The 23,572-nt window shown below is 73.0% G+C and carries 21 protein-coding genes and 4 pseudogenes; 14 read left to right on the forward strand and 11 right to left on the reverse strand.

The annotated features are described in order from the left end of the window. The first annotated feature begins 565 nt into the window (after positions 1 to 565). The gene (locus tag AB0L59_RS22790; RefSeq protein ID WP_365586516.1) at positions 566 to 979 is read left to right on the forward strand and encodes a cupin domain-containing protein; all 414 of its coding nucleotides are present in this window, start codon (positions 566 to 568) and stop codon (positions 977 to 979) included. A gap of 404 nt (positions 980 to 1,383) precedes the next feature. On the opposite strand, the pseudogene AB0L59_RS22795 reads toward AB0L59_RS22790, so the two are convergent. Further along, positions 1,384 to 1,821, reverse strand: a pseudogene (locus AB0L59_RS22795) (NAD(P)-binding domain-containing protein); the annotation flags it as partial. Here AB0L59_RS22795 and AB0L59_RS22800 point away from each other — a divergent pair. Both AB0L59_RS22800 and AB0L59_RS22805 read left to right on the forward strand, forming a co-directional pair. Next, positions 1,784 to 2,119, forward strand: a pseudogene (locus AB0L59_RS22800) (transcriptional regulator); the annotation flags it as partial. The pseudogenes AB0L59_RS22795 and AB0L59_RS22800 sit on opposite strands and share 38 nt — an antisense overlap. Positions 2,120 to 2,138: 19 nt before the next feature. Continuing rightward, positions 2,139 to 3,068: a LysR family transcriptional regulator gene (locus tag AB0L59_RS22805; protein WP_365586519.1), complete on the forward strand. Its 930-nt coding sequence runs from the start codon at positions 2,139 to 2,141 to the stop codon at positions 3,066 to 3,068. A gap of 169 nt (positions 3,069 to 3,237) precedes the next feature. On the opposite strand, the gene AB0L59_RS22810 is transcribed toward AB0L59_RS22805, so the two are convergent. Then, complete coding sequence (locus tag AB0L59_RS22810; protein ID WP_365586522.1) at positions 3,238 to 3,990, reverse strand: SDR family oxidoreductase; 753 nt, start codon at positions 3,988 to 3,990, stop codon at positions 3,238 to 3,240. A gap of 677 nt (positions 3,991 to 4,667) precedes the next feature. Here AB0L59_RS22810 and AB0L59_RS22815 point away from each other — a divergent pair. The 5 genes from AB0L59_RS22815 (at position 4,668) to AB0L59_RS22835 (ending at position 10,174) form a co-directional block, all read left to right on the forward strand. Then, the gene (locus tag AB0L59_RS22815) at positions 4,668 to 6,131 is read left to right on the forward strand and encodes an NAD(P)/FAD-dependent oxidoreductase (protein WP_365586524.1); all 1,464 of its coding nucleotides are present in this window, start codon (positions 4,668 to 4,670) and stop codon (positions 6,129 to 6,131) included. Between the two features lie 71 nt (positions 6,132 to 6,202). Then, complete coding sequence (locus tag AB0L59_RS22820; protein ID WP_365586526.1) at positions 6,203 to 6,928, forward strand: amidohydrolase family protein; 726 nt, start codon at positions 6,203 to 6,205, stop codon at positions 6,926 to 6,928. A 169-nt stretch (positions 6,929 to 7,097) separates the two neighbouring features. Continuing rightward, the gene (locus AB0L59_RS22825; protein ID WP_365586849.1) at positions 7,098 to 8,279 is read left to right on the forward strand and encodes a mannosyltransferase family protein; all 1,182 of its coding nucleotides are present in this window, start codon (positions 7,098 to 7,100) and stop codon (positions 8,277 to 8,279) included. Between the two features lie 261 nt (positions 8,280 to 8,540). Further along, complete coding sequence (locus AB0L59_RS22830) at positions 8,541 to 9,182, forward strand: HD domain-containing protein (RefSeq protein WP_365586529.1); 642 nt, start codon at positions 8,541 to 8,543, stop codon at positions 9,180 to 9,182. Beyond that, positions 9,179 to 10,174 (forward strand): GlxA family transcriptional regulator, encoded by a 996-nt coding sequence (locus AB0L59_RS22835; RefSeq protein WP_365586531.1) that lies wholly within the window; start codon positions 9,179 to 9,181, stop codon positions 10,172 to 10,174. Before AB0L59_RS22830 ends, AB0L59_RS22835 begins: the two co-directional genes overlap by 4 nt. Before the next feature lie 58 nt (positions 10,175 to 10,232). Here AB0L59_RS22835 and AB0L59_RS22840 read toward each other — a convergent pair whose 3' ends face one another. After that, positions 10,233 to 10,691 carry a PPOX class F420-dependent oxidoreductase gene (locus AB0L59_RS22840; protein WP_365586532.1) on the reverse strand — a complete coding sequence of 153 codons (459 nt, stop codon included), beginning with the start codon at positions 10,689 to 10,691 and terminating at the stop codon, positions 10,233 to 10,235. 176 nt (positions 10,692 to 10,867) lie between these two features. Between AB0L59_RS22840 and AB0L59_RS22845 the strand changes: the two genes are divergently transcribed. Then, on the forward strand, positions 10,868 to 11,332 hold the full coding sequence (locus AB0L59_RS22845; protein WP_365586534.1) for a hypothetical protein: 465 nt from the start codon (positions 10,868 to 10,870) through the stop codon (positions 11,330 to 11,332). Between the two features lie 335 nt (positions 11,333 to 11,667). On the opposite strand, the gene AB0L59_RS22850 is transcribed toward AB0L59_RS22845, so the two are convergent. The 3 genes and pseudogenes from AB0L59_RS22850 to AB0L59_RS22860 form a co-directional block, all read right to left on the reverse strand. Next, on the reverse strand, positions 11,668 to 13,860 hold the full coding sequence (locus AB0L59_RS22850; RefSeq protein WP_365586537.1) for an MMPL family transporter: 2,193 nt from the start codon (positions 13,858 to 13,860) through the stop codon (positions 11,668 to 11,670). 226 nt (positions 13,861 to 14,086) lie between these two features. After that, a pseudogene (locus AB0L59_RS22855) lies at positions 14,087 to 14,745 on the reverse strand (maleylpyruvate isomerase N-terminal domain-containing protein). 120 nt (positions 14,746 to 14,865) lie between these two features. After that, positions 14,866 to 15,228, reverse strand: a complete 363-nt coding sequence (locus AB0L59_RS22860) for a 5-carboxymethyl-2-hydroxymuconate delta isomerase (RefSeq protein WP_365586540.1) — start codon at positions 15,226 to 15,228, stop codon at positions 14,866 to 14,868. 369 nt (positions 15,229 to 15,597) lie between these two features. Here AB0L59_RS22860 and AB0L59_RS22865 point away from each other — a divergent pair, with 369 nt between their 5' ends. Next, positions 15,598 to 16,185: a hypothetical protein gene (locus tag AB0L59_RS22865; RefSeq protein WP_365586875.1), complete on the forward strand. Its 588-nt coding sequence runs from the start codon at positions 15,598 to 15,600 to the stop codon at positions 16,183 to 16,185. 129 nt (positions 16,186 to 16,314) lie between these two features. Here AB0L59_RS22865 and AB0L59_RS22870 read toward each other — a convergent pair. From AB0L59_RS22870 to AB0L59_RS22880, 3 genes and pseudogenes are all read right to left on the reverse strand, one after another. Further along, positions 16,315 to 16,554: pseudogene (locus AB0L59_RS22870) on the reverse strand (transcriptional regulator); the annotation flags it as partial. Continuing rightward, a complete protein-coding gene (locus AB0L59_RS22875; protein ID WP_365586852.1) occupies positions 16,469 to 16,645 on the reverse strand; it encodes a hypothetical protein in 177 nt (58 codons plus the stop codon). The pseudogene AB0L59_RS22870 and the gene AB0L59_RS22875, both read right to left, overlap by 86 nt. A 246-nt stretch (positions 16,646 to 16,891) precedes the next feature. Beyond that, entirely contained in the window at positions 16,892 to 17,764 is an 873-nt protein-coding gene (locus AB0L59_RS22880) for an SGNH/GDSL hydrolase family protein (RefSeq protein WP_365586543.1), read from the reverse strand. 387 nt (positions 17,765 to 18,151) lie between these two features. Between AB0L59_RS22880 and AB0L59_RS22885 the strand changes: the two genes are divergently transcribed. After that, complete coding sequence (locus AB0L59_RS22885; protein WP_365586546.1) at positions 18,152 to 19,153, forward strand: NAD-dependent epimerase/dehydratase family protein; 1,002 nt, start codon at positions 18,152 to 18,154, stop codon at positions 19,151 to 19,153. 352 nt (positions 19,154 to 19,505) lie between these two features. Here AB0L59_RS22885 and AB0L59_RS22890 read toward each other — a convergent pair whose 3' ends face one another. Both AB0L59_RS22890 and AB0L59_RS22895 read right to left on the reverse strand, forming a co-directional pair. Then, positions 19,506 to 20,618 (reverse strand): HAMP domain-containing sensor histidine kinase, encoded by a 1,113-nt coding sequence (locus AB0L59_RS22890; protein WP_365586548.1) that lies wholly within the window; start codon positions 20,616 to 20,618, stop codon positions 19,506 to 19,508. 2 nt (positions 20,619 to 20,620) lie between these two features. After that, positions 20,621 to 21,352, reverse strand: coding sequence for a response regulator transcription factor (locus AB0L59_RS22895; protein WP_365586551.1), 732 nt, complete (start codon positions 21,350 to 21,352; stop codon positions 20,621 to 20,623). Positions 21,353 to 21,463: 111 nt separating this feature from the next. Between AB0L59_RS22895 and AB0L59_RS22900 the strand changes: the two genes are divergently transcribed. From AB0L59_RS22900 to AB0L59_RS22910, 3 genes are read left to right on the forward strand one after another with little or no spacing between them, the layout of a single operon-like run. Next, complete coding sequence (locus AB0L59_RS22900) at positions 21,464 to 22,156, forward strand: glycosyltransferase family 2 protein (protein WP_365586554.1); 693 nt, start codon at positions 21,464 to 21,466, stop codon at positions 22,154 to 22,156. Continuing rightward, positions 22,153 to 22,767, forward strand: a complete 615-nt coding sequence (locus AB0L59_RS22905; RefSeq protein ID WP_365586555.1) for a DUF2064 domain-containing protein — start codon at positions 22,153 to 22,155, stop codon at positions 22,765 to 22,767. The genes AB0L59_RS22900 and AB0L59_RS22905 overlap by 4 nt, the downstream gene beginning before the upstream one ends. Beyond that, positions 22,767 to 23,519: a methyltransferase domain-containing protein gene (locus AB0L59_RS22910; protein WP_365586557.1), complete on the forward strand. Its 753-nt coding sequence runs from the start codon at positions 22,767 to 22,769 to the stop codon at positions 23,517 to 23,519. Before AB0L59_RS22905 ends, AB0L59_RS22910 begins: the two co-directional genes overlap by 1 nt. Positions 23,520 to 23,572: the final 53 nt, after the last annotated feature.

The following is a 23,572-nucleotide window of genomic DNA, read 5'->3' on the forward strand; positions in this document are numbered from 1 at the left end:
CCGGTGGCAGCCGCATCCCGCGGTGACCGTGGCGGGTTCGGCCGTGGTGGCGTACGACGAGGGGGCGGGGTGAGCACCACCTCGCGCGGGTGTGTCCTGCGCCCGCCTGCCCCTCGGCTGGGTCTCCGGCGAGGATCCGCACCTGGTCGCCGGGGCCGTGGCGGCGCATGGGGGCGACAGCCGCGGCGCCGGTCGGTCGTGGCGGCACCGTTGCGGTGCGTACGACGTCCGGGCCTGTGTTCACGATCCGGCGGCCGTCGGCGGGTGCCCACGGTGACGTCGTGTTCGACGACACCGTTCGACGTCGTCTGTGCGGTGAACTGTGGGGAACGCATGGGGTGTTGCCTCTCGGGGTGCCCTGTGGGGGGCTACCGGCGACGCCTACAGCAGCCGCCCGACCATGACGACGAGAGGGAGCACCCATGTACTTCCTGTCACACGGCCGACGAGGCGTGGATGCCCAGTCCGTCGTGGGAGCGCGTGCCTGGGGGACTCCCACTTTGCGCTGCCGCGCATGGGTGGAAGCCTGGGAAAGGCACCCCCACCGATTGCGAGAAGGAAACCGATGGAGTTCGTCAAGCCGCGGCCCACCACCAAGGGTCCGGACGACTGGTTCACCGGTGACGTGTGGTTCGACGTCATCTGCGCCGGACAGGAGCCGTCCCGGATGCGCGCCAACATGGTGCGCTTCTCCCCCGGTGCCCGCACCGCCTGGCACCGGCACGCCGTCGGCCAGACCCTGCACGTGGTGGAGGGCATCGCCCTGATCGGCACCCGTGACGGCACCGTGTTCGAGGCCCACCCCGGGGAGACCGTGTCCTGCCCGCCCGGCGAGGAGCACTGGCACGGTGCGACGCCGGACCGGTTCATGCAGCACCTGGCCCTGTGGGAGGGCACCGGTGACGACCGCCCCGAGACCAGCTGGGCGGAGAAGGTCACCGACGAGCAGTACGGCGGACCCCGCACCCGCGGCCACTGACCGGCAACGTGCTCTTGCCGACCGCCGCGGGTACGGAGCGGCTCAGCCGCCCTCGACCAGCGCGCGCTGAGCTCGTGCAGGTCCCGTGCTCCGGCCACGGCCCGCTCGACGACCGGCGCGGCCACCTCACCGAGTTCTGCGACGGCGCCGCTGAACAGCCGCATGTCGGTCAGTTCCAGCGGCTGCAGATGGTGGACGTTCCCGCTGGTGATGGACGTTCCGATCGCCTGCAGGGCGAAACTGGCCGCCGGTCCCGAGCGCAGCACGTCCAGGAGCGGCCCGAGGGGCAGGTCGAGGCTCCGCCGGCCAGCCGCAGCGCGTCGAGGGCGCTCTTGTGGTTCATCTTCATCAGCGTTGTTGCACAGCTTGCCGTACTGGCCGGAACCGGTCGGACCGACGTGGATGAGGGTCTTCGAGGAGGTGTCGAAGACGGGCTTCAGGCGCGTCGTCGTCGCCGTGTCGCCGCCGGCGATCGTGGTGAGCTGCCGGGCCAGTGCCACCGTGTGCCCGCCGCTGACCGGGGCGTCCACGACTGCGACGCCGTAGGGCTCCGCCAGGCGTGCCAGGTCACGCGCGGCCTGCGGCAGGCCGGTGCCATGGTTGACCACCACGGCTCCCGGCCGCATGTGCTCCAGCCGGCCTCCGCCATGGCGACCTCGGTGGTGTCGGAGTCCTCCCGCAGACACAGCGCGACGACGTCGCTCACCGCGGCGAGCCCGGCCAGGGTGGCATGCGCGGTGTGGGCGAAGCCGTCCAGCGCCGTCAGTGACCCCGGGCGACGGGCCCAGGCGTGCAGCCGGTATCCGGGCCCTGGAGACGGCCGTCGCCGCCGACCTGCGCACCGCCGCCGAGCGGTACCCGGCGGACCGCGGGCTGCGCGAGCTGATCGCGGAACTGCGGGAGCGCAGCGAGCGGTTCGCCGAACTGTGGGACAGCGGCGCGGTGGGCTTCCACGAGGCCGCCCGCAAGACCGTCCGCCACCCGCGCGTCGGGCCGGTGACGCTCGACTGCGAGGTGCTCTCCGCCGCCGGGAGCGATCCGCGGATCATGGTGTACACCGCCGAGCCCGGAGGGGAGGACGCCGAGCGGCTGGCGCTGCTGATGGTGCCGGGAACCCAGGAGATCCAGGCCGCTCCGTGAGGACGGGGCCGAGCGTGACATGCCTGTGACGGCATGGTGGCATGTGGGCATGGAACTGCGGGAGCTGCGGGCGTTCGTGGCGGTGGTGGAGGAGGGCGGGCTGTCCGCCGCGGCACGGCGGCTGCACGTGAGCCAGCCGGCGCTGTCCCAGACGATCGGCGGACTCGAACGCCAACTGGGGGTGAAACTGCTGGTGCGCGCCAGCACCGGAGTGCGGGCCACCGATGCGGGCACGGCCCTGCTGACGGAGGCGCGCGCGGTGCTCGCCCGGCACGATCAGGCCGTGCGGGTGATGGCCCGGTACACCGGCCCGGGTGGCGGGGCACTGCGGATCGGGATCCCGCTCGAACTGCCCACCGGGCTGCTCGATCCTGCGCTGGCCGAGCTGGCCGAGGCTCACCCGGACACCCGGGTGCAGGCCCGGCACCTGTCCACGGCCGAGCAGGTGGCGGCGCTGCAGACCGGTGAACTGGATGTCGGCCTGCTGCGGGAGCGTCCGTCGGGCCCGGAGTTCGACGCGCTGCTCGTCGTACGCGAGAAGCTGGGTGTCCTGCTGGCCGCAGAGCGGGCCGCGGAACTCGCCGGTCCCGACGGCATCGCCCTCGACGCGCTCGGGGGCCTGCAGTGGGTCGGCTTTCCGCGCTCCGGCAGCCCCGCCTGGTACGACGAGCTGACCGCGATCCTGCGGGGTCACGGCCTGGACCTGGGCCCGGAGGCTCCCGAGGGGCAGGCCCTGATCGCGGACGTGAAGCTGGCGGCCGTCGCGTCCGGGCAGGCCTTCACGCTGGCCCCGCCCGCCTGGCAGCAGCCGCTGCCCGACCACGTGACCTGGTCACCGCTGGCCGGGCATCCCCTCGTGCGGCGCACCTGGGCGGTCTGGCCGGCCGACTCCCGCCGCCGTGACCTCGGCCGCTTCATCGCCGCGCTGGACCGTACGGTGAGCCGCTGATCCGGCGCCGCCGCGGCAGGCCGCACGGCGGTCTGCCGCAGTCCGTGCCAGGCGCGTCGCATACCGGCCGAGGCGCGTCGCATACCGGGCCAGGCGCGTCGCATACCGGGCCGGTGAGGGCCGCCGGGCCCTGGACGCGGCCGGCGGCCCGCTGCCGGTGTGGTGTGCCTCAGACGGCCGTACGGCCGCCGTCGACGGGCAGGATGGCGCCCTGCACGAAGCTCGCCGCGTCACCGGCCAGGTAGGCGATCGCCTCGGCGATCTCCTGGACCTCGGCGGGCCGGCCGGTCGGCGCCTGGGCGGCGAGGGCGTCGAGGTCCTCGCCCATGCCGGCCGTGCCCTCCGTGCGGGTGGGACCCGGCTCCACGGCGTTGACCCGCACCCCGTGCGGACCGAACTCCGCGGCCCAGGCCTTGGTCAGCAGGTTCACCGCCGCCTTGCTGGAGCCGTACAGCGCCATGCCCGCGACGCCGTACTCGGCGACCATGGTGCTGACGTTGACGATCGCACCCTGTCCGCGCGCGGCCATCCCCGGGGCAAGCTGCGCCACCAGGTGGAACGGCGCCTTGACGTTCAGGTCGTAGACGGCGTCCACGTCGCCGGGCGACGTCTGCGCCGTCGGGCCGAACGGGAAGACACCCGCGTTGTTGACCAGGATGTCCACGCGGCCGCCACCCCGCTCGGTCGCCTGCTCGGCCAGCTGCCGGGCCGCGGCCGCGTCCCGCAGGTCGGCGGCGAGGAAGTCCGCCTTGCCGCCCCGCGTCCGGATGCCGGCCACGACGGCATCGCCGCGGGAGACGTCGCGTCCCGCGACCAGCACGTGCGCGCCGCGCTCGGCGAGCAGCGTCGCGGTCGCTGCGCCGATGCCGCTGGTCGCTCCGGTCACCAGGGCCACGCGCCCGGTCAGATCGAAAGAACCCATGAGGGCCGTCCTTGGTATCGAGAAGTCAGGGTCGAACGGGAGGTGCGGTGGTCCGCTTTCCGTCGCCCGGTCACCTCGTCCGTGAGGTGACGGGAGTCCAAAGCGCCCGCGCCTTCCGGGGATTCCGGACCGGCCATAGGCGGTACCTATGCCGGCCATCAGCTCGCGGCCCACCCGGGCGATCGCACCGTCGCCGGCGGCGTCGGCCGGCCGACGCCGCCGGTCAGGTGTGCGCGCCGGCCAAAGGCGGTGCTTATGGCCGCTGTTGGTGAGCCGCATGGCCAGGGACGAGAAACCGCGAAGATCTCGCGCTTCCATGGAGCCCGGTCGACAGCCCTCAGGTCCTCATGGAGTTCCCATGTCACGAATGTCGCGGCCCCGGCCCGGCCGAGGTGCCTTACCGGATGCCCGGGGCCCGTCCGCGGGCGGCTGGCGACGGCCAACACGCCGTACGAGAATGGCGAGTGCTGCCTGTCCGCTCGCCCCCGCAGGGGCGCACCTCTCCATGGTCGGCGCAGTGGAAGCGCTGCCGCAACACCGACTGCCTCGACCTCCGGCGGGCATCGTGGGGCCCGGCCCGGCCGGCCCGGTGCCGATCGCCGTCGAGCGATGCCACGAACAGCTCATCAGCCCCGGGAACGGCTCATCAGCAGCACCGATCGTCATGCGAGGATCCCATGAGCGAACCGCACGGAAGCAAGGAAACCGCCGCCTACGACGTGATCGTGCTCGGTGCGGGCCCGGTCGGGCAGAACGTCGCCGACCGCGCCCGCGCCGCCGGCCTCTCCGTGGCCGTCGTGGAACGAGAACTCGTCGGCGGTGAGTGCTCCTACTGGGCCTGTGTCCCGAGCAAGGCTCTGCTGCGGCCGGTGATCGCGGTCGCCGACGCCCGCCGGGTGGACGGGGCCCGCCAGGCCGTCACCGGCCGGCTCGACACCGACGGCGTCTTCGCACGCCGCAACCGCAATGTCACGGACTGGGACGACAACGGCCAGGCCCTCTGGGTCAAGTCCATCGGCGCCGATCTGTTCCGCGGGCACGGCCGGCTCGACGGACCCCGCCGGGTCACCGTCACCCGGGACGACGGCTCCCGGCAGACACTGACCGCCCGGCACGCGGTGGCCGTCGCCACGGGCAGCCGGCCGGTGCTGCCCGAGATCCCCGGCATCGACGAGGCCCGGCCCTGGACCAACCGGCAGGGCACGGACTCCAGCACCGTGCCCACCCGGCTCGCGGTCGTCGGTGGCGGTGGAGTCGGCGTCGAGATGGCCACCCTCTGGCAGGGCCTCGGCTCCCGGGTCACCCTGCTCGCCCGCCACCGCCTGCTGCCCCGGATGGAGTCCTTCGCCGGAGACCTCGTAGCCCAGGGCCTGGCCGAGGCGGGCGTGGATGTGCGGATCGGTGTGCAGGTGACCGCCCTGCGCCGCCCCGACCCCGCCGGCCCCGTCACGCTCACCCTCGACGACGGCAGCGACCTGGAGGCCGACGAGGTGCTGTTCGCCACCGGCCGCACGCCCGCCACCGACGACATCGGGCTTGACACGGTCGGCCTCACGCCGGGCTCCTGGCTGGACATCGACACCACCTGCCTGGTCAAGGGCGTCGACGGCGAGTGGCTGTACGCCCTCGGCGACGTCAACCACCGAGCCCTCCTGACACACCAGGGCAAGTACCAGGCCCGAACGGCGGGCGACGCCATCGGTGCCCGCGCGGCGGGCCGCCCACTGGACGACGCCGCGTGGGGGGACCACGCCACCACCGCCGACCAGCACGCCGTACCCCAGGTCTTCTTCACCGATCCCGAGGCGGCTTCCGTGGGACTGAGCGCCCAGCAGGCGGCCGCCGCGGGCCACCAGGTCCGGACCGTCGACCTCGACTTCGGCGCGGCCAAGGGCGCCAAGCTGTACGCCGACGGCTACCGGGGCCATGCCCGTCTCGTCGTCGACCCGGACCGGGAGGTGCTCCTCGGAGTCACCTTCGTCGGCCCCGGGGTCAGTGAGCTCCTGCACTCGGCGACTATCGCGGTCGCGGGCGAGGTCCCGCTCAAGCGGCTCAGGCACGCGATCGCCTGCTTCCCCACCGTCAGCGAGATCTGGCTGTTCCTGCTCGCCGCGTACCAACGGGACCGTGAGACGGGGTGAGCGGTGAACGGAGGCGCACGCCGGCCCGCCGCCCCATGCCGGCCGGCGCCGTCGCGCCCTGACCCTGTCGCATGATCCGCGCTCCAGCACCGCCCTACGCCTGCGACCACGGCTTCTCCGGCACCCTGACCTGGGAGCCCGACGCCCTGGTCGAGGCCGTCGAGGCGGTGGTCCGGCGCGGCTGGAGGGTCGGCACCCACGCCTACGGCGACCGTGCCGTGCGCATCCTCCTCGACGTGTACGAGCGGGTGCTGCGCAACCATCCCGGCCTGCCCGCGGGCACCCTCGTCATGGAACACGGCGGCCTGGCCGGCCCCGAGCAGCAGGCCCGTGCCGTCGCGCTGGGCATTCCCGTCACCATCCAGCAGCCGCTGCTGCACGACACCGCCGACGTCGAGCGGGAGTTCTGGGGAGCGGAACGCGTCGCCGCGCTGTTCCCCGCCCGGGGGTGGCTCGACCGGGGCGCGCTCGTCGCCGCCGGCTCCGACTTCCCCGTGGGCCGGTTCGGCGCCATGCGCTCCGTGTGGGGCATGACCACCCGGCAGACCGTCATCGGTGTCCAGGGCTCCGAGCACTCGATCAGCTACGACGAGGCCGTCGCCCTCCACACCACCCGCGCCGCGCGCCTGTTCGGCGAGGAACACCTGCGCGGCACCCTCACCCCGGGCCGCCTCGCCGACCTCACCGTCTGGGACCAGGACCCCGCGCGCTGCCCCGGCGACGAGCTCCGCGACCTGAACCCCACCCACACGGTCGTCGGTAGGGCCCTCGTCCACGGCCCCGAGCCCACCGGCTGACCGGCCGGTGCGGGACGGGCGCCGGCCCACGTCGACGGCAGCCCGCCCGGCGCCGTACGAGGCGCGCGTCCCCCGCGTGGTCATCGGCCGTCCCGCACCGGTGTGGATCACCACGGATGCGTTCCGGATTGCGCTCGCGTTCCCGGCCGCTCATGGTCAAAGAGTGAGCATGTCCTCCGCGCTGCGGCGGTCCGACAGCCCCCGCGAGACCGGACGCGGTCGGGTGGAGGGCCCCCCGGGCGTTCTCCTGGCCCTCGCCGTCTTCGCGGCCGTCCGTCTCACCGGGGTCGTCCTGGTGGTGCTCGTCGACCTGTGCGCCGGCCGCCCGTTCGGCAAGAGTCTCACCCATGCGTGGGACTCGGTCTGGTACCTGCACATCGCCCAGCACGGCTACGGGTCCCGGCTGCGCATCTCCGGATCCGGCGCGGTCCAGACCGACTGGGCGTTCTTTCCGCTGTATCCGGGACTCATCCGTACCGTGAGCCGCTTACTCGACGTGACCGCGGGCGAGGCCGGACTGCTCGTCTCCTGGAGTTCGGCGGTGCTCGCCGCGTACGGCATCTACGCGATCGGTCACCACCTCTACGACCGCACGGTCGCCACCGCTCTCGTCGCCCTGTGGGCCGTACTGCCGCAATCCGTCGTCCTGACCCTGGCCTACACCGAGCCGCTGTTCACCGCGTGCGCCGCCTGGTCGCTGTACGCCGTGCTGCGGCACCGCTGGCTCGCCGCGGGCTCGCTGGCGATGCTGGCCGGGCTCGCACGGCCGAACGGCATCGCGGCGGCCGTGGCCGTCGCCGGCACCGCCGTGCACGACGTCGTACGGCGCCGCATCCGCGTCACCCCCGCGCTCCTGGTAGGGACCCTCCTCGCTCCGCTGGGCTGGGTGGGCTATGTGCTGTGGGTGGGAGAGCAGACCGGTGATGTGCTGCACGGCTACCTGCATGTGCAGAGCGCCTGGGACTCGCGTCTGGATCTCACGGTCGGTCCCCTGCGGTTCCTGCGGTCGATGCCGTTGCAGGGCAGCGCGGTGCCCTACCCGGTGGCCCTGGCCACCGTGGTGGCGGCCATCGTGTCGTTCTGCCTGCTGTGCCTGGACCGTGTCCCGCTGCCGCTGGTGGTCTTCGCGAGTGTCCTGCTGCTGTTGGTGGTCGCGGTGTCCGGCCCCTTCTCCTCCAAACCCCGTTTCCTCCTTCCGGCCTTTCCCCTGCTCATCCCGCCGGCTCGCGCCCTCGCCCGCGCATGGCGCGCCGGCCCGCCGCCGCGCGCCCGTCTGCTGTGCGGCGGGCTCACCGCCCTGTCCCTGCTCTACGGCGCCTATCTGGCGGCCCTCTCCGGTCAGGCCCTGTGAGACACCGTGAGCGTGCCGCCGTTGTCGTCGGACCGTTTCGATCACTCGAACGGGCATGAGCCGAAGGTGCTGTCATCCCGGCGGCCGGCCCTGGCTCGGGTGCCGGGCGGGGGTCGCGTACGGCACGTAGCGCCATGGCGGGATCTGTGGGACACACGTCGGGATCGCCATGGCCGCTGCCGGCCGGGACGACGATCCTGGAATCAGCCCCTCAGCCGGGCCGCAAGATCACCGACCCCGACAAGCGCAGAGGCGAGTTCCATGACCAGCACCGGAGCAACCGAGGCACACCTGCCCGACACGACGCTCATCCGCGAGGCGACCGAGCTCGTCCGGGACCTGACGAGCGATCTGATCTATCACCACTCACGCCGGGTCTTCTTCTTCGGCAGCATCCAGGGGCACCGGCGCGGCCTCCGGTTCGATCCCGAACTCCTCTACGTCGGCGCGATGTTCCACGACCTCGGCCTCAACGAGGAGTTCCACGGCAGCGGACGCCGTTTCGAGGTGGACGGCGCCGACGAGGCCAGGAAGTTCCTGCAGGCCCACGACGTGCCGGCCGACGGGATCCGGCGCGTGTGGACGGCGATCGCCCTGCACACCACCCCGGGCATCCCGGAGTTCATGGAACCGGAGGTCGCCCTGGTCACGGCGGGTGTCGAGTACGACGTCCTGGGCATCGGCTACGACAGGATCAGCGACGAGGACCGCGCCGCGATCGTCTCCCTGCACCCGCGCCCCGACTTCAAGCGGCAGATCCTCGCCGCCTTCACCGAGGGCATCCGTCCCAAGCCCGAGACCACCTTCGGCAACGTCAAGGCGGATGTGCTCGAACGCTTCGTTCCCGGATTCGAGCGCGGCAACTTCGTGGACACGATCCTGAGCTCCCCGTGGCAGGAATGACCCCCACCCGCACACCGGGCCGGCGCGTCGTCGCCGTCCTCGCCTTCGACGACGTCCAACTGCTGGACGTCACCGGACCGGCCGAGGTCCTCACCACGGCCAACTCCTTCGGCGCCCACTACGACGTACGCATCGTCTCCGCCACGGGCGAGGACGTGCGCACCTCCTCGGGCGTCCGGCTCGGCGTCGAGGGAACCGCCGCCGACCTGCCGCGAAGCCTCGACACGCTGATCGTCCCGGGCCGCCGCGACTGGCGGCGCGCGGTCGCCGACACCGAACTGGTCGCGCTCGCCGAGGTGCTGTCGACACGCGCCCGGCGGACGGCCTCGGTGTGCGCGGGCGCCTTCGTGCTCGCCGCGGCCGGGTTGCTGGACGGCCGCCGCGCCGCGACCCACTGGGAACTCGCCGCAGACCTGGTCGCGGCCTTCCCAGGGGTCGATGTCCAGGCCGACCGCCTCTTCGTGCGCGACGGTCCCGTCGTGACGTCGGCGGGCGTGACCGCCGGCATCGACCTCGCCCTCTTCCTGGTGGAGGAGGACCACGGCCCCGACACGGCTCGCGGAGCGGCCAGGCAGCTCGTCGTGTTCATGGCCCGGCCGGGCGGCCAGTCGCAGTTCAGCGCCCGGCTCACGGCCAAGCGGGCCGACGACTCGGCCGTACGACACGTCATGGACGCCGTGACGAGCGACCCCGCGGCCGACCACGACCTGGACTCCCTCGCCCGGCGGGCCGGCCTGAGCGCCCGGCACCTCGGCCGCCTGTTCCGCAGTCAGACCGGGATGACACCGGGCCAGTACGTCGAGGCCGTCCGCACGGAGGCCGCCCAGGCTCTCCTGGAGAGCGGCGGACACAGCGTCGAGGAGGTCGCACGACTGGCCGGGTTCGGCTCGTCCGAGACCCTCCGCCGGGTCTTCCAGCACCGCCTCGGCATCACCCCGACGACCTACCGCGCCCGCTTCCGCAGCACGGTCACGGCACCTCCGGGGTCGTGACCAGGACGGTGAACGGTTCCTCCCCGCCGTTCACCGTGAGGGGCGGGGAGGACCGGAGCTAGCCGTTGACGTCCAGGGCCGTCCCGTACAGGCGGTCCACCCGCAGCCGGATCACGACCCTGCGCTCGGCGACCTGCCGCGCGAGGAAGGCGTCCTCGTCCTCTGGCCTGGCGGCCGGCGGGATCATCGCGAGCAGTTCGCGTCCGACCGCGTCACCGGGCACCGCCGTGACCTCGGAGACCTCGGCGGACCCCTCGGCGACGGCGAACGACCAGACGTCGCCGCCCTGCACATGCAGCGCGGCCCGCGGATCGCGCCGCACATGCTTCGCCTTCACGCGGTCGGCCGTGGTGGACAGCCGCACGACGCGGGCCTCGGGGTCCCACACGTAGAGCATGGTGGTCAGGTGCGGGTGACCGCTCCGCTTCACCGTGGCGAGGGTGCCGAACCGCTGCTTGGCGAGCAGGTCCGAGAGGGCTTCGTGGGACAGCGGCCGGGGTGCAGGTCCTTGAGTCATGCCGTGATCAACTCCGCCCGGCCGGACGGTATTCCAGTCGCCTGTCCGCCAACTGGCCCTGGAGCGGACGGACAGCAGGGCACTGCGGGTGCCGGTGAAGGTGCCGTCGGGCGAACGGAAGAAGGCGCGGTGGCCGGGTCAGGGACATCGTCCAGAGCTGGTACTCGGGTTTGCCGGTGTCGCAGGGCGACCTCGATGTGGTCGGCTTCGACGACATCGAGGCCTCCCGCTTCAGCGTGCCCAGCCTGACCACCGTCGCCCCCCGGCAAAGAGGAGATCGCCAGGGTCGCCGTACCACTGCTGCCGAAGGGAGACGAGAGGACGTCGACCGCCCACGGGCCGCGTGTCGTGGTGTCGATCCGGCCGGCGGGGGCGGGCTCGGTCCCCCGGACGATACGGGTGAGGGCCACGCCCTCCGCCGGCGTCCGCGTCGTGCGCGTCGTGCGCGTCTCCGCCAGGCCGGAGTCGCCGAGCGGGAGCGCGGCCCCGGTGGCGGTCGCCCGGCCTGCGGGCGGCCCGAGCAGCAGGACGAGGCGGCCACCATGAGCGTCGCCGCGCGGGTCAATCCCTGTCCGTGCGAGGTGAATGCCATGCACGCGAGCGTGCTCTTCGCGTCGGACGGCTACCCGTGCGGCGGTTGATGCGCAGGCCCCGGCTCGCTCAACTGCCGGTGCCGCGCGCCGAGTCGACCGTTCAGGGCCTTACGGCGCCGTGCCGTGCACCGTGCTCGTGGTCGGCACAGCAGGCACCGGAACCGCGAGAACGCACCGGCCGTCACATGAGAGAGGCACCGGCCGGCGCTCCGCTCCGTCCTCGATGAGGAGACAGCCACCGCACGACCATGGGCTCCGGGGGCCCCTGACGACGTCGTCCGGGTGACGTGCGGTCGCCAACCGTACCCGTCTCGACAGGCCGATGGGGAGCCCCGCCGGGCCTTCATGCCCCGGTGGGACTCCCCATCATCCCCGGAGCGCCGCTAGTTGCGGCGCCCGGCGGGATCGTGGGCGACGGAGTCCCGGTCGGTGTCCGAGGCCGGTGCGGAACCCTGCGCGCCGATGACCGCGCCGGCCGCCGTCGCCTCGCCACGGTCCCCGTGCCCGGGCCACCAGGCCGCGTGGCCGATCAGCGCGGTCAGGCTCGGGGTGAAGAACATCGCCATGACGAAGGCGGCCACGGCGATGCCGAACGACACCGCGAAACCCATCTCCGTGAGCAGCGAGTTGCCCGCCAGCATCATCGTGGCGAAGGTCGCCGCCAGGATGAAGCCGGCCGCGGCGACCGTCGGACCGGCGTGCCGCAGCGCCATGCCGGCCGCCTCGCGCGGATCGCGTCCCTCACGGGCCTCCTCGCGCAGCCGGGCGATCATGAGGATGTTGTAGTCGGTGCCGATGGCGACCACGAACAGATACATGATCACCGGGAGCATGAACATGAGCCCGGAATGTCCCTGCCCCTTCTGGAAGATCCACACGGTGGCGCCGAGCGTGGCGCCGAAACCGAGGCCCACCGAGGCCATCAGGTACCAGGGGGCGACCACGCTGCGCAGCAGCAGGCCCAGGATGAGCATGATCAGGACCGCGGCCACCGGGAACACCGTCTTGTAGTCGTGGGTCACAGCGGTGTTGATGTCCTTGTAGATCGAGGACATACCGCCGACGACCGCTTCGGTGCCCTCGGGCGCGTCGGCGTGGGCGACGTCGCGCACCCGGCCCACGGTGTCGATCGCCTTGTCCGTCGACGCCTCGTACTTGAGCGTGACGGTGAAGTCCGCGGTGGTGCCGTCCTGGTTCAGCTGCGTCATCCGGGCGCTCGCGACGCCGTCCACGGCACCGAGCCGCCGCGCGTACGTGCCGAAGTCGGCCTTGTCCAGCGGCTTGCCGTCGGTGCTGGACAGGTACACGTCGGTGGGTGCCGCGGCGCCCGCCGAGTACGCCTTCTGCATCTGGTCCTGGACGACCATGGACTCCTTGGTCTTCGGCATGGAGCCCGACGCCAGGTCGAACGTCGCGTTGTAGCCGAAGATGCCGACCGACAGCGCGAGCAGGACGAGACCGGACAGCGCGGCGGTCAGCGCCGGGCGGCGCCGCACTCCGCGGCCGAGGGCGGCGAAGCGGGCGTTCTCCGGCTCCTTCTGCCACGACTTGGAGGGCCAGAACACCTTCGGCCCGATGAGCGAGACGACCGCCGGGATCAGGGTCAGGCCCGCGACGAGCGTGACGGCGACCGCGATGGCGAGCGCCGGGCCCATCTGCTTGAGGAAGCCCAGCGTGGACAGGACCAGCGCGAGGAAGGCGATGATCACTGCGCCGGCCGCGGAGGCGATGGCCTCACCGACCCGGCCGACCGCGTTGACCATCGCCTCCTTGGGTTCGTCACCGGCACGCAGGCGTTCGCGGTAACGGAACATCAGGAAGAGGAAATAGTCCGTGCCCACGCCGAAGAGCACGACGATCAGGATCGACGAGATCGAGCTGTTGGCCTGCAGGTCGAACAGCTTGGTGGCGTACGCGATCAGGCCGTTGGCGATGGCCGACACCAGGCCGATCAGCACCAGGGGCAGTACGGCCAGGATGGGCGCCCGGAAGATGATCAGCAGGGTCACCAGGATGATCACGAAGGTGCCGATGCCGATCAGCGCCTGTCCGCGCTTGGACGAGTCCTGCTGGTCGAGGGCCTGCGCGGCGGACCCGCCGAGCTTGACGTCGAGATGCGTGCCCTTGGCCAGCGCCTTGATGTCGTCGCGCAGCACCTTGGCCGCGTCCGCCTGTTTGGGCTGACCGGCGTTCTTGCTGTCCATCTGCACCAGGGTCAGGTCATACCTGCCGTCCTTGGACGGCAGGCCGGGGACGACCTTCTGCACCTGGTCGATGTGCTTCTTGCCCAGTTCGGTGGTGATCCGGGCGACGTCCTGCTGGTCGGCGGCGGTCAGCTTGCCGCCGTCCGTGCGCTGGTACAGCGCGATGGCGGACGGGGTGAAAGCGCTGGGGAACGCCTTCTGCTGGAGATCCGCCGCCTTGATGGACTCGTAACTCTTGGGTAGGAAGCTGCTCTCGTCACTGTTCGAGGGCAGACTCGGAGCAGTGGCGACGATCGCCACCGCGGCGATCAGCCATGCCACGATCGTCCACACGGGATGTCGGACGACTGTGTTGCCAATACGTCGGAACATGCGGAAGGTCCTCCTGGACAGGAAGATCACCGCAGCCCGGGGAGCGGTCCCTGGCATCGGCGACCCCGAACGGCACGTGGTCAACGGGCCGGTCGAATGGTTGTCTTGCGGCCACATGGTAGTGACCGATTGCGAAGATCATCTCATTGACTGGTCTGGATTCGGCCGACGCCCGAGTGCCCTGGGGAGATCGACGCACGCGGCCGCGGCACGACTGCCGCACGGCTCAGTCGAGGACGAACGGCAGCCTGGCGGCGATGTCGCCCAGCTCGGCCTCCTCCACGTCGGTCGGCGCACGGCGCCCGGTGCCGACGAGCAGCGTGTCCTCGTCGGAGAACGAGGCGGGGAACGGAGCGCCCGCGATCTTCTCCAGTGACACGCGCGCGCCGCGAGGGTCTCGGCGGGCGGCCCTGCGGCCGACGCCGGGGGCACGTGGGCGATCAGTTCGAGGTGGTGCAGGGTCCACTCGACCACGTACGCGGACAGGTAGTCACCGACGGTCAGGACTTCGTCGCGGGTGCCGACCCGGGCGGCCGGGTCTGCGAGCCCGGCGGCGCGGCCCGCCGCGGAACCGACGTCGTGCAGGTGGAACTTCAGCCACCGCGGCTCGCCGCAGGCGGCGGCCAGCCGGGGGATCAGGGCATCGAGCGGATCCTCTCCGGCCGGAGGCTCGACGAGGTTCCAGTAGGTGACGTCGTCCACGGTGGGTTCCATGTCGGCGGGCGTGACCAGGGTGATGAGCACGTCCTGGGCGTCGACGACCAGGTGGCGGACCAGGTCCCGCACCAGCCGGCCGGCACAGCCGGACGGCCGCTCGAACTCCTCGTCCGGGAGTTCCTCGACCGCCGTACGCAACGCCGTCCACGAGCGTGAGAAGAGATCCACCGCGGCAAGGTAGTTCGGGAGCGGAGTGCCGGACAAGCGAATTCGGCCGTGTCGAAAGCCGAAGGGGTGGCATCCGGCGGCCGGCTCCCGTCAGGTGCCGCTGTCAGCGGCTGCGCCGGCTCAGTGCGCGGACGGTGAGAGCCGGTAGGACGGGGCGAGGTCGCGCACCTCCACCGAGAGGAACGCCTGCTCCTCGGTGTCGTCCACCAGCAGATGCTTGGCGAGCAGCGCCAGCACGCTCTCGGACAGCCGCGCCTTCTGCGCGTCGGGACGGCCGGGCATGAGCCCGACTTCCACATGGACGAAGAGGGCCTCACCCCTCGGCTCGTGCCCGGCATACGTCTCCGCCGGGCGGAGGAGCGTCTTGCACACGCCCGAGGAACCGGATTCCCCGACCACGAGCGGATGCAACTCCTTCACCAGGGCACGGGCGTCGAAAGCTCCGGCCAGGCGGGAGGAGTAGTCGATGGTGAGGTGGGGCATGGAGGGCCTTTCACGCGATCCCCGCAGTTGTTTCTTCAGGCAACCATTTTTCCTCATGCCACCGCCCGGCTCCACCGCGCCCCCCTCGCCGGGAAGCGTGGCCGTCGCAGCGGATCCGTGGCCGGTTCGACGGCCGTGTGCGCCAGGGCGATCGGGCCGCCCAGGACCGTCCGGCCGGCTCCGGGACCGGTGCCGCGAGGGGCGCACGGCTCCGTGTGGTGCGGGGCGCCTCGGGTGTCGTGACCACGGCTGCCGGAGAGGCAGGCCCGTGCGGTCCGGCAATCAAGCGCCGACCCTGACCGAACCCTACGCCGTGAACGAGGAGTTGGCGGACACGATCGCCCGCGTCCGCGAGCAGCGCCAGGGCCCGTGTACGCGCGGTGGGAGATCGCCCGGTTCCTGCAGTCCACGTACGACTGGGGCCGGCCGGGGTCGCGGCGGCGTGACCTGTACCCGGTGCACGGCATGGCGGCGCAGCGGCCGGCCGTGTGGGCCGGACTCATCGCGGGCCCATCCCGACAGGTGAGGCAGACCGCGTTCGTGCTGGTGCGGCGGGAGATCCTCCGGCGGCCGGCCGACGAGCCGCCCCTCACGGCCGTCCACAACAGCCTGCTCGTGGCGGCGGGTGAGCTCGACGGCGGGCTCGCCATCCTCTTCGTGGGCGCACCGCCACGCGCGCTGACCGGCCAGACCCGGCGTACCCACGTCCTGACCGAGTTCGAGGACGGGATCATGTCCGCACTGGCCGAGCGCTTCGCCGAGCACGACCCCGAGGAGCGGGCGCAGCGCCGGGCCCTGCGCGCCTCCGTCCTCGCCAGGGCATCCCTCGCCGCCGTGCGCAGCGCCCTCATCATGTACACACAGGGCGACGAGGAAGCCGGTTCGCGCAGGATCGAGGACTTCCCGGCCTTGCTGGACGAGGCGTTCGCGGTGCTGCGGACGCCGGGCGGCGTGTAGGGAGGCGGGCTTTCGGCTCAGCGGCGCGCGTCCATGCGCTGCGTGCCGACGACCGGCAGCGGCCGTGGACGCCTCCTCGGACGGCGTGCCGGGGACGGCGGTGCCGAACACGACCTGCCGGTCGCGATCGGCGAGTTCGAGGGCGTGGCAGTCGGCCGTGACCGGTCCGACGAGCGGGTGCCGGAAGGTCGTGCGGAGCGCCGGTTCCCCGTCCACGTCGTGGGAGTCCCTCGACCGGGCCCGAACTCCTCGCTGCCGGAAAGGAGTTCGTGCATCATCCCGGTCACCCCGGGAGCGTTCGGGGCAGCGGGCTGCGGCCGTGCGCAGCCGGCGTTCCGCGTGACGGGCGAACGCGCCGGCGTCGGACATCCCGTACAGCCGCCGCCCCCTCGCACGGCCCGGGGGTGGCGCGGCGAGCGAGGTTGCGGTCGCGGCGCGGGAGGGCCGAGAAGTCCTCCATGAGCGCGGCGGCGGGCTCGTTCCAGGCGAGCGCCTCCAGCGCGGCCGAGATGCTCCGGCGCACCTCGCACGGGGTCCGGGCGGCGGGGCCGGGCGGGGCGCCCGTCAGGAGGCGTACCGGCTGGACGGGGCGGACCGTGCCGCGGTGGACGCCTTCTTCGCGGACTCGGGACCCGTCGACGTGACCGGCACGGTGCTCCAGGTCGACGGCGGCGCACGAGCCTGCCCCAGGGCCGCCGGTACCCGGTCAGCCGAGGCCGAGGACGCTCATGGTGCGCTCGGCCATGCGCTGCTCGCCGAGCGCGTTGGGGTGGACCGGGACGATGTTCCGCCCGAACAGGAGCGGTTCGATCCAGCGGGTTCCGACGGCCTGGCACGCGTCGTGGCCCTCGGACGCCTGGGCGAAGTCCACGTACGTGGCCCCGGTCTCCTCGGCGGCGCGCTGGACGACGGCGTTGAGATGGGCCTGCAGGGCGTGCAGGTACGGCACGTCGCCGGAGGCGATCGGCAGTTGTGCGAAACAGGACGGGTCGGCCTTGGCCGGTGTGATCCACGGGTAACCGAGCACCGCCACGCGGGCGCCCGGCGCCTTGGCCCGGACGCTGCGCAGCGCGCCCTTCAGCGCGGGGTAGGTGTTCGCGTCGATGGCGTCGTCGAAGGAGGATCCGTAGATGTCCTTGCACGGACTGCCCTGGCCTGCGCTGAGGATGCCCGCGCTGCCGCAGGCGAGCATGGCGTCGACGAAGGTGCCGTTGTCGTTGCCGCCGATCGTCAGGGTCACCAGGCCGGTGTCCGCGGTGACCGCGTCCGTCTGCGGGGCGACTCCGGGGTACTGCGACTCGGTGAAGTCCTTGGTCTGGGCCGCGCCACAGGTGACGTCGGTGAGCCGGGCGCCGGTGCGGGCGGCGACGACGTGGGGGTAGTTGGCCGTGGAGCGCAGGCAGATCAGGTTGCTCGCGTCGACGGGCAGGACGCCCGAGGCGGCGCTGTAACTGTCGCCGAGGGCGGCGTAGTTCAGGGTGGGGGCTGCGTGGGCGGGTGCGGTGGTGAGGCCGAGGGCCAGCGCCCCGGCGAGCGCGGAGGTCGAAGCGATGGCACGGCGCAGTGCGGACATGGACATGTGCTCCCTCTTCTCGGACGGGGACACCGGACAGGCGGGCACGGCGGGGCCCGACCGTGTGCCGGTGCGCGAGAATGCGGCGGCTCAGAGCGTGGGGAAAAGTACGGGCCGCCGGGGCGTGGACGCAGGGGCGCACGCAGGACGACGGCCGTGAAGTGCCTGTTCAGAGGATTACCGCTGGGTTTACTGATAGGTAATGTGAGGGCGCCGTACCGCGGAGTCAACGTTGTTGACAGAGATTCTTGAAACGCTCACACATCGCAGTGCGTCGCCGCCGCGCATCGCCGTGCCCACGGCGGAGCCCTGACGGGCGTTCAGCTCTTACGGAGTCGTGACGTACCGGACGCGTCGCCCGGTCGCGGTGGTGGCCGCGTCTAGCGTGACCCTATGCGTGTACTGGTCACCGGCGGTGCCGGGTTCATCGGGTCCCATGTCGTCGAGGCGCTGCGGGAGAGCGGGCACGAGCCGCTCGTGTACGACCTCCGCGCGGATCCCGGCGCGGACGTACGCGCCCCGGCGGCGGTCGCCCGGGCGCTGGCCGGAGTGGACGCCGTCTGCCATCAGGCGGCGATGGTCGGTCTCGGCAACGGTGTCGCCGACGCGGCTGAGTACGTCTCGCGCAATGACCTCGGCACGGCGGTGCTGGTGGCGGCCATGGCGGAGGCGGGGGTGCGGCGCCTGGTGCTCGCGGGGTCGATGGTGGTGTACGGCGAGGGCCGCTACGCGTGCCCGCGGCACGGGGTCGTACGCCCCGGTCCCCGGACGGTCGCCGATCTCGACGCGGGCCGGTTCGAGCCGTCGTGCCCGCGGTGCGGGGCGGAGTTGAGCCCCGGGCTCGTGAGTGAGGAGGCTCCGGCGGATCCCCGGAACGTGTACGCGGCGACCAAACTGGCCCAGGAGCACCTGGCCGCCGCCTGGGCCCGCAGCACGGGCGGGTCGGCGGTGTCCTTGCGCTACCACAACGTGTACGGGCCCCGGATGCCGCGCGACACCCCGTACGCCGGGGTCGCGTCCTTCTTCCGCTCGGCGCTGGCCCGCGGCGAGGCCCCCAGGGTGTTCGAGGACGGACGGCAGCGGCGCGACTTCGTCCACGTCCGGGACGTGGCGGCAGCGAACGTGGCGGCACTGGAGGCGGAGGCCGCTGCGGGTGTCCTCACGCCGTACAACACCGGCAGCGGTGAGCCGCGCACCGTCGGCGAACTGGCCCGGGCGCTGGCGGCGGCGTGCGGTGGACCGGAGCCGGTGGTCACCGGCGAGTACCGGCTGGGCGACGTACGGCACATCACCGCGGACTCCTCCCGCCTGCGCGCCGCGCTGGGCTGGAAGCCGCAGGTCGGGTTCGCTGAGGGCATGCGGGAGTTCGCCCGGGCCGCACCGCGCGAAGGCTGAACCGGAGCCGGGGCGTGGCTCCTCGAGGCCTCGGGCGGGTGCGGCGTCTGCCACCTCCCGCCGGTGCGGCCGCTGTGCCCATCGGACCGCCGGCGGCGCCACGATTCCCACGCACAGGAGGATTCCGCCCGTCAGCAGCCGGCCGAGCCCGCCGGCGTCGAGGCGGAGCAGCGCCAGTACCGAGGGTGCGACGACGGGCGGCTCTGTTCGCGGGTATCCCGGAGGCGAGGCCGATGAGAGCGGTCCCGGCCAGGCAGGCGTAGCCGGCCCGGCGCCAGGCGCGTGCCGCGGCGGTCTCGGTGTCGACGCCCCGCCCGACCCTGACCTGCAGGAAGAACACCATGAGCGCGGTTCAGGACGTCGGAACAGGCAGAGTCACCTCGAAACGGCACCCCCCGGGAATATTGCGCACACTGGCCCGCCCCTGGTGTGCCTCCACGATGCCCCGGACGATGGCCAGGCCGAGGCCCGCACCAGCCGGTGGCGTGCGGGCGTCGGTGCCGCGCCAGCCGGTGTCGAAGACGCGCGGCAGATCGTCCTCGGGGATGCCCCCGCAGCCGTCGGTGACCGAGAGGACCACTCCGTCGTCCGTGCGCTCGGCGGCGATGGCGACCGTGCCGTCGGGCGGGGTCCGGCGGATGGCGTTGACCAGGAGGTTGCCGATCACCCGGGTCATCTCCTTGCCGTCCACCTCGACCGGCACGGCTTCGACCCGGTCGCCCACCAGGCGTACCCCGTGTTCCCGGGCGAGCGGGTCGGCACCCGCCAGCGCGTCGCCGATCAGGTCGTACAGGGAGACGCGGGAGGGGTTCAGCGGGAGGGTGCCCGCGTGGATGCGGGAGAGTTCGAACAGGTCGCCGACCATCTCGTTGAGCCGCTCGACCTCGGTGCGCATCTGCTTGAAGTAGCGGTCGGGGTCGGCGGCCACGCCGTCCTCCAGCGCCTCCGACATGGCGCGCAGTCCGGCCAGCGGGGTGCGCAGGTCGTGCGAGATCCAGGCGACCAGCTCGCGCCGGGACTTCTCCAACGTCCGCTCGCGCTCCCGGGATTCGGCGAGCCGCGCGCTGGTGGCGGCCAACTCGCGGCTGACTGCCTCCAGTTCGGCGGTGGCGGGGCCGTGCGGGGCGTCGAAGGCGCCCTCGTCACCGAACGAGCGGGCGGCTTCGGCGAGTGCGCGGCTGCGGGCGCCGACCCAGCGCCCGAGGAGCAGCGCTGTGGCCAGGGAGACGACGGCCGCCATGGCGACGACGGTGGTGACCACCCTCAGGTCGTGCGAGGACAGGAACATCGCCCAGGCGACGGCGAGCGTGCCGGCGAACATGGCGCCGACGCCGACCGCCGCGACCACGGCGATGGACGCGGTGAGCGAGCGGCGCCGGATCAGTCGCAGCGCGCCCGCTCCCGCGGCCCCCGCGGCGGCGGCGCCGGCGAAGGCGTAGAGCGCGATGAGGAGGGTGTCCCGCATGGTCAGTGCACCGCCTCGCCCGGTTCGAAGCGGTAGCCGACGCCCCAGACCGTCTGGATGAGGCGGGGCCGGGCCGGGTCGTCCTCGACCTTGCCGCGCAGCCGGCGGACGTGGACGGTGACGGTCGACAGGTCGCCGAAGTCCCAGCCCCAGACCTCGCGCATCAGGTCCTCGCGGCTGTAGGCCCGGCCGGGGTGCCGCAGGAAGAAGGTGAGCAGGTCGAACTCCCGGATCGTGAGCGACAGTTCGCTGCCGTTCTTGGTGGCCCGGCGGGCGTCCGGGTCGATTCGGAGGCCGGCCGCGGCGAGCCGGTGTCCGGTGGGCGCGGGGCGGCTGCGGCGCAGCACGGACTCCACCCGCAGGACCAGTTCACGGGGGCTGAAGGGCTTGGTGACGTAGTCGTCGGCGCCCACCTCCAGGCCCAGGATGCGGTCGTCCTCGTCACCGCGGGCGGTGAGCATGATGACCGGTACGGGACCGCGGGCGCGCATCCGCCGGCACACCTCCAGGCCGTCCATGCCGGGCAGCATCAGATCGAGCACCACGAGGTCGGGCCGGTGCGCGGCGGCGCGGGTGAGGGCGGTCGGGCCGTCGTCTGCGCGGTCGACCACATAGCCGGCCCGGTGCAGATATCCGGTGACGACCTCGGCGACGGTCGGGTCGTCGTCCACGACCAGGATCCGGGCCGTCTCACCTGCGGCCTCGGCCCCTTGGGGCTCGTACAGCGATTGCATGTCCCCAGCCTCGCACCGCGCGACCGCCGTCGGCGCGCCCCGGGCCGGGCGTCCGCGTTTCGTAAGGACCATGGGTCCGATTTGCCCGATTCGAGTTCGTAGGGTGAACCCGTGACGACCACTTCAACGGACGTCGACGTGGTGCTGCCCTGCCTGGACGAGGCCGAGGCCCTGCCCTGGGTGCTCGGCCGGATCCCGGCCGGCTGGCGCGCCCTCGTCGTCGACAACGGTTCCACCGACGGCTCGCCCGACATCGCCCGCGCGCTCGGCGCCACCGTCGTGCGTGAGCCGCGGCGCGGCTTCGGCGCCGCCTGCCACGCCGGACTGACCGCGGCCACGAGCGACATCGTCTGCTTCTGCGACTGCGACGCCTCCCTGGATCCCGCGCTGCTCGTCCCCTTCGTGCGGGAGATCCGGGACGGCGCGGCCGACCTTGTCCTCGGCCGCCGGCGTCCCGAGGGCCGGGGTGCCTGGCCGGTGCACGCCCGCGCCGGCAATCTCGCGCTGGCGCGGATGCTGCGCCGTCGCACCGGACTGCGCCTGCACGACGTGGGCCCGCTGCGCGCCACCCGCCGCGAGCCGCTGCTCGCCCTCGGCCTCACCGACCGGCGCAGCGGTTATCCGCTGCAGATGGTCGTGCGCGCGGCCGACGCCGGCTGGCGCATCGCCGAACACGATGTGCCCTACCGGCCCCGCACCGGCGCCTCCAAGGTGACGGGCACCTGGCGCGGCACCTGGCAGGCCGTGCGGGACATGAGCCGCGTGCTGGCCGAGACGCCGGCCGGCGGGGGGCTCGTACGGTGACCACGCTGCTCGTCATCGCCAAGGAGCCGCTGCCGGGGCGGGTCAAGACCCGGCTCGTCCCGCCGTTCACGCCGCGGCAGGCCGCCCAGCTCGCGGAAGCGGCACTCGCCGACACCCTGCACGCCGTGGCGACCACCCCCGCGACCCGGCGGGTCCTCGTCCTCGACGGGACGCCGGGAGCGTGGTTGCCGCCCGGCTTCGAGGTGCTGCCGCAGTGCGCGGGCGGGCTGGACGAACGGCTGGCGGACGCCTTCGCGCACTGCTCCGGCCCTGCGCTGCTCATCGGCATGGACACCCCTCAGGTGACGCCGGAACTGCTCACCGTGGACTTCGCGGACTACGACGCCTGCTTCGGACCGGCCGAGGACGGCGGCTTCTGGGCCCTGGGTCTGGCCGAGCCCGATCCCGGGCTGCTGCGGGGCGTGCCCATGTCGACGCCCGAGACCGGGGCCGTACAGCGGGAGCGGCTGCTGGCGGCCGGGCTGCGGGTGCGGGAGATGCCCCGGCTGCGGGACGTCGACACCGCCGCCGACGCCCTGGCGGTCGCCGCGCTGGCGCCGCGCGGCCGGTTCGCCGCCCGGCTGGCCCGCTGCACGCCGGTCACCCGGTGATGGCCGGCTCTGTCGCCTGGTCGGCCGCCGAACCCTACGCCACCGCCTTGCGCACCGGCCGTGGCCCGCTGTTCCTGCGCCGCACCGACGGCTGGCTGCTGCCACTGGAGGTGGAGCGCTGGTGCGCCGGCGCGGACGCCGTGGACCGGGCGGTGCTGGACCGCTGCGAGGGCGCGGTGCTCGACGTCGGCTGCGGGCCGGGCCGGCTGGTCGCGGAGCTCGCCGCCCGCGGCCGTACCGTGCTCGGCATCGACGTCAGCGGGGCCGCCGTCGACCACACGATCCGGCTCGGTGGGCTCGCGCTGCGGCGCTCGGTCTTCGAGCCGCTGCCCGGCGAGGGCCGCTGGGACACGGTGCTGCTCATGGACGGCAACATCGGCATCGGCGGCGAGCCGTCCGTGCTGCTGGAGCGGGTGGCCGCGCTGCTGCGGCCCGGCGGCCTGCTGATCGCCGAAACCGTGCGGGGGCGGGTCGACGAACGCGCCCGGGTCCAGGTGGTCGACACCATCGACGCCGCGCGGACGACCGGCACTCCCTTCCCCTGGGCGCGGCTCGGCACCCCGGCCCTGCTGCGGTACGCGCGCAGGGCCGGGTGGCGGTCCGTCGCTCAGTGGGACGCGGGCGGCCGCTGCTTCGCCGCCCTGCGCACCCGCCAGGCGAGCAGCAGCGCCGACCCGGCGAAGAGGGCGGCGGTGATCAGCAGCCAGCGGGTGAGTAAGCCGTCCGGGGAGAGTCCGGTGAGCGACCGGTGACGCCGGTCCACCGCCGGGACGCGCACAACAGCGACCGGCCGAACCCAGAAGGC

Source organism: Streptomyces sp. NPDC052109 (assembly GCF_040680195.1).
In the GTDB taxonomy this organism is placed as follows: Bacteria; Actinomycetota; Actinomycetes; order Streptomycetales; family Streptomycetaceae; genus Streptomyces.

What these genes read in the sequence shown, in the direction of transcription:
- AB0L59_RS22805 (WP_365586519.1), top strand. Translation starts at nt 2,139, where the DNA reads ATGCCTGTGACGGCATGGTGGCATGTGGGCATGGAACTGCGGGAGCTG.
- AB0L59_RS22890 (WP_365586548.1), bottom strand. Translation starts at nt 20,618, where the DNA reads ATGCGGGACACCCTCCTCATCGCGCTCTACGCCTTCGCCGGCGCCGCC.
- AB0L59_RS22895 (WP_365586551.1), bottom strand. Translation starts at nt 21,352, where the DNA reads ATGCAATCGCTGTACGAGCCCCAAGGGGCCGAGGCCGCAGGTGAGACG.
- AB0L59_RS22840 (WP_365586532.1), bottom strand. Translation starts at nt 10,691, where the DNA reads ATGACTCAAGGACCTGCACCCCGGCCGCTGTCCCACGAAGCCCTCTCG.
- AB0L59_RS22885 (WP_365586546.1), top strand. Translation starts at nt 18,152, where the DNA reads ATGCGTGTACTGGTCACCGGCGGTGCCGGGTTCATCGGGTCCCATGTC.
- AB0L59_RS22850 (WP_365586537.1), bottom strand. Translation starts at nt 13,860, where the DNA reads ATGTTCCGACGTATTGGCAACACAGTCGTCCGACATCCCGTGTGGACG.
- AB0L59_RS22790 (WP_365586516.1), top strand. Translation starts at nt 566, where the DNA reads ATGGAGTTCGTCAAGCCGCGGCCCACCACCAAGGGTCCGGACGACTGG.
- AB0L59_RS22830 (WP_365586529.1), top strand. Translation starts at nt 8,541, where the DNA reads ATGACCAGCACCGGAGCAACCGAGGCACACCTGCCCGACACGACGCTC.
- AB0L59_RS22825 (WP_365586849.1), top strand. Translation starts at nt 7,098, where the DNA reads ATGTCCTCCGCGCTGCGGCGGTCCGACAGCCCCCGCGAGACCGGACGC.
- AB0L59_RS22815 (WP_365586524.1), top strand. Translation starts at nt 4,668, where the DNA reads ATGAGCGAACCGCACGGAAGCAAGGAAACCGCCGCCTACGACGTGATC.
- AB0L59_RS22810 (WP_365586522.1), bottom strand. Translation starts at nt 3,990, where the DNA reads ATGGGTTCTTTCGATCTGACCGGGCGCGTGGCCCTGGTGACCGGAGCG.
- AB0L59_RS22875 (WP_365586852.1), bottom strand. Translation starts at nt 16,645, where the DNA reads ATGGAGGACTTCTCGGCCCTCCCGCGCCGCGACCGCAACCTCGCTCGC.
- AB0L59_RS22820 (WP_365586526.1), top strand. Translation starts at nt 6,203, where the DNA reads ATGATCCGCGCTCCAGCACCGCCCTACGCCTGCGACCACGGCTTCTCC.
- AB0L59_RS22860 (WP_365586540.1), bottom strand. Translation starts at nt 15,228, where the DNA reads ATGCCCCACCTCACCATCGACTACTCCTCCCGCCTGGCCGGAGCTTTC.
- AB0L59_RS22910 (WP_365586557.1), top strand. Translation starts at nt 22,767, where the DNA reads ATGGCCGGCTCTGTCGCCTGGTCGGCCGCCGAACCCTACGCCACCGCC.
- AB0L59_RS22835 (WP_365586531.1), top strand. Translation starts at nt 9,179, where the DNA reads ATGACCCCCACCCGCACACCGGGCCGGCGCGTCGTCGCCGTCCTCGCC.
- AB0L59_RS22880 (WP_365586543.1), bottom strand. Translation starts at nt 17,764, where the DNA reads ATGTCCATGTCCGCACTGCGCCGTGCCATCGCTTCGACCTCCGCGCTC.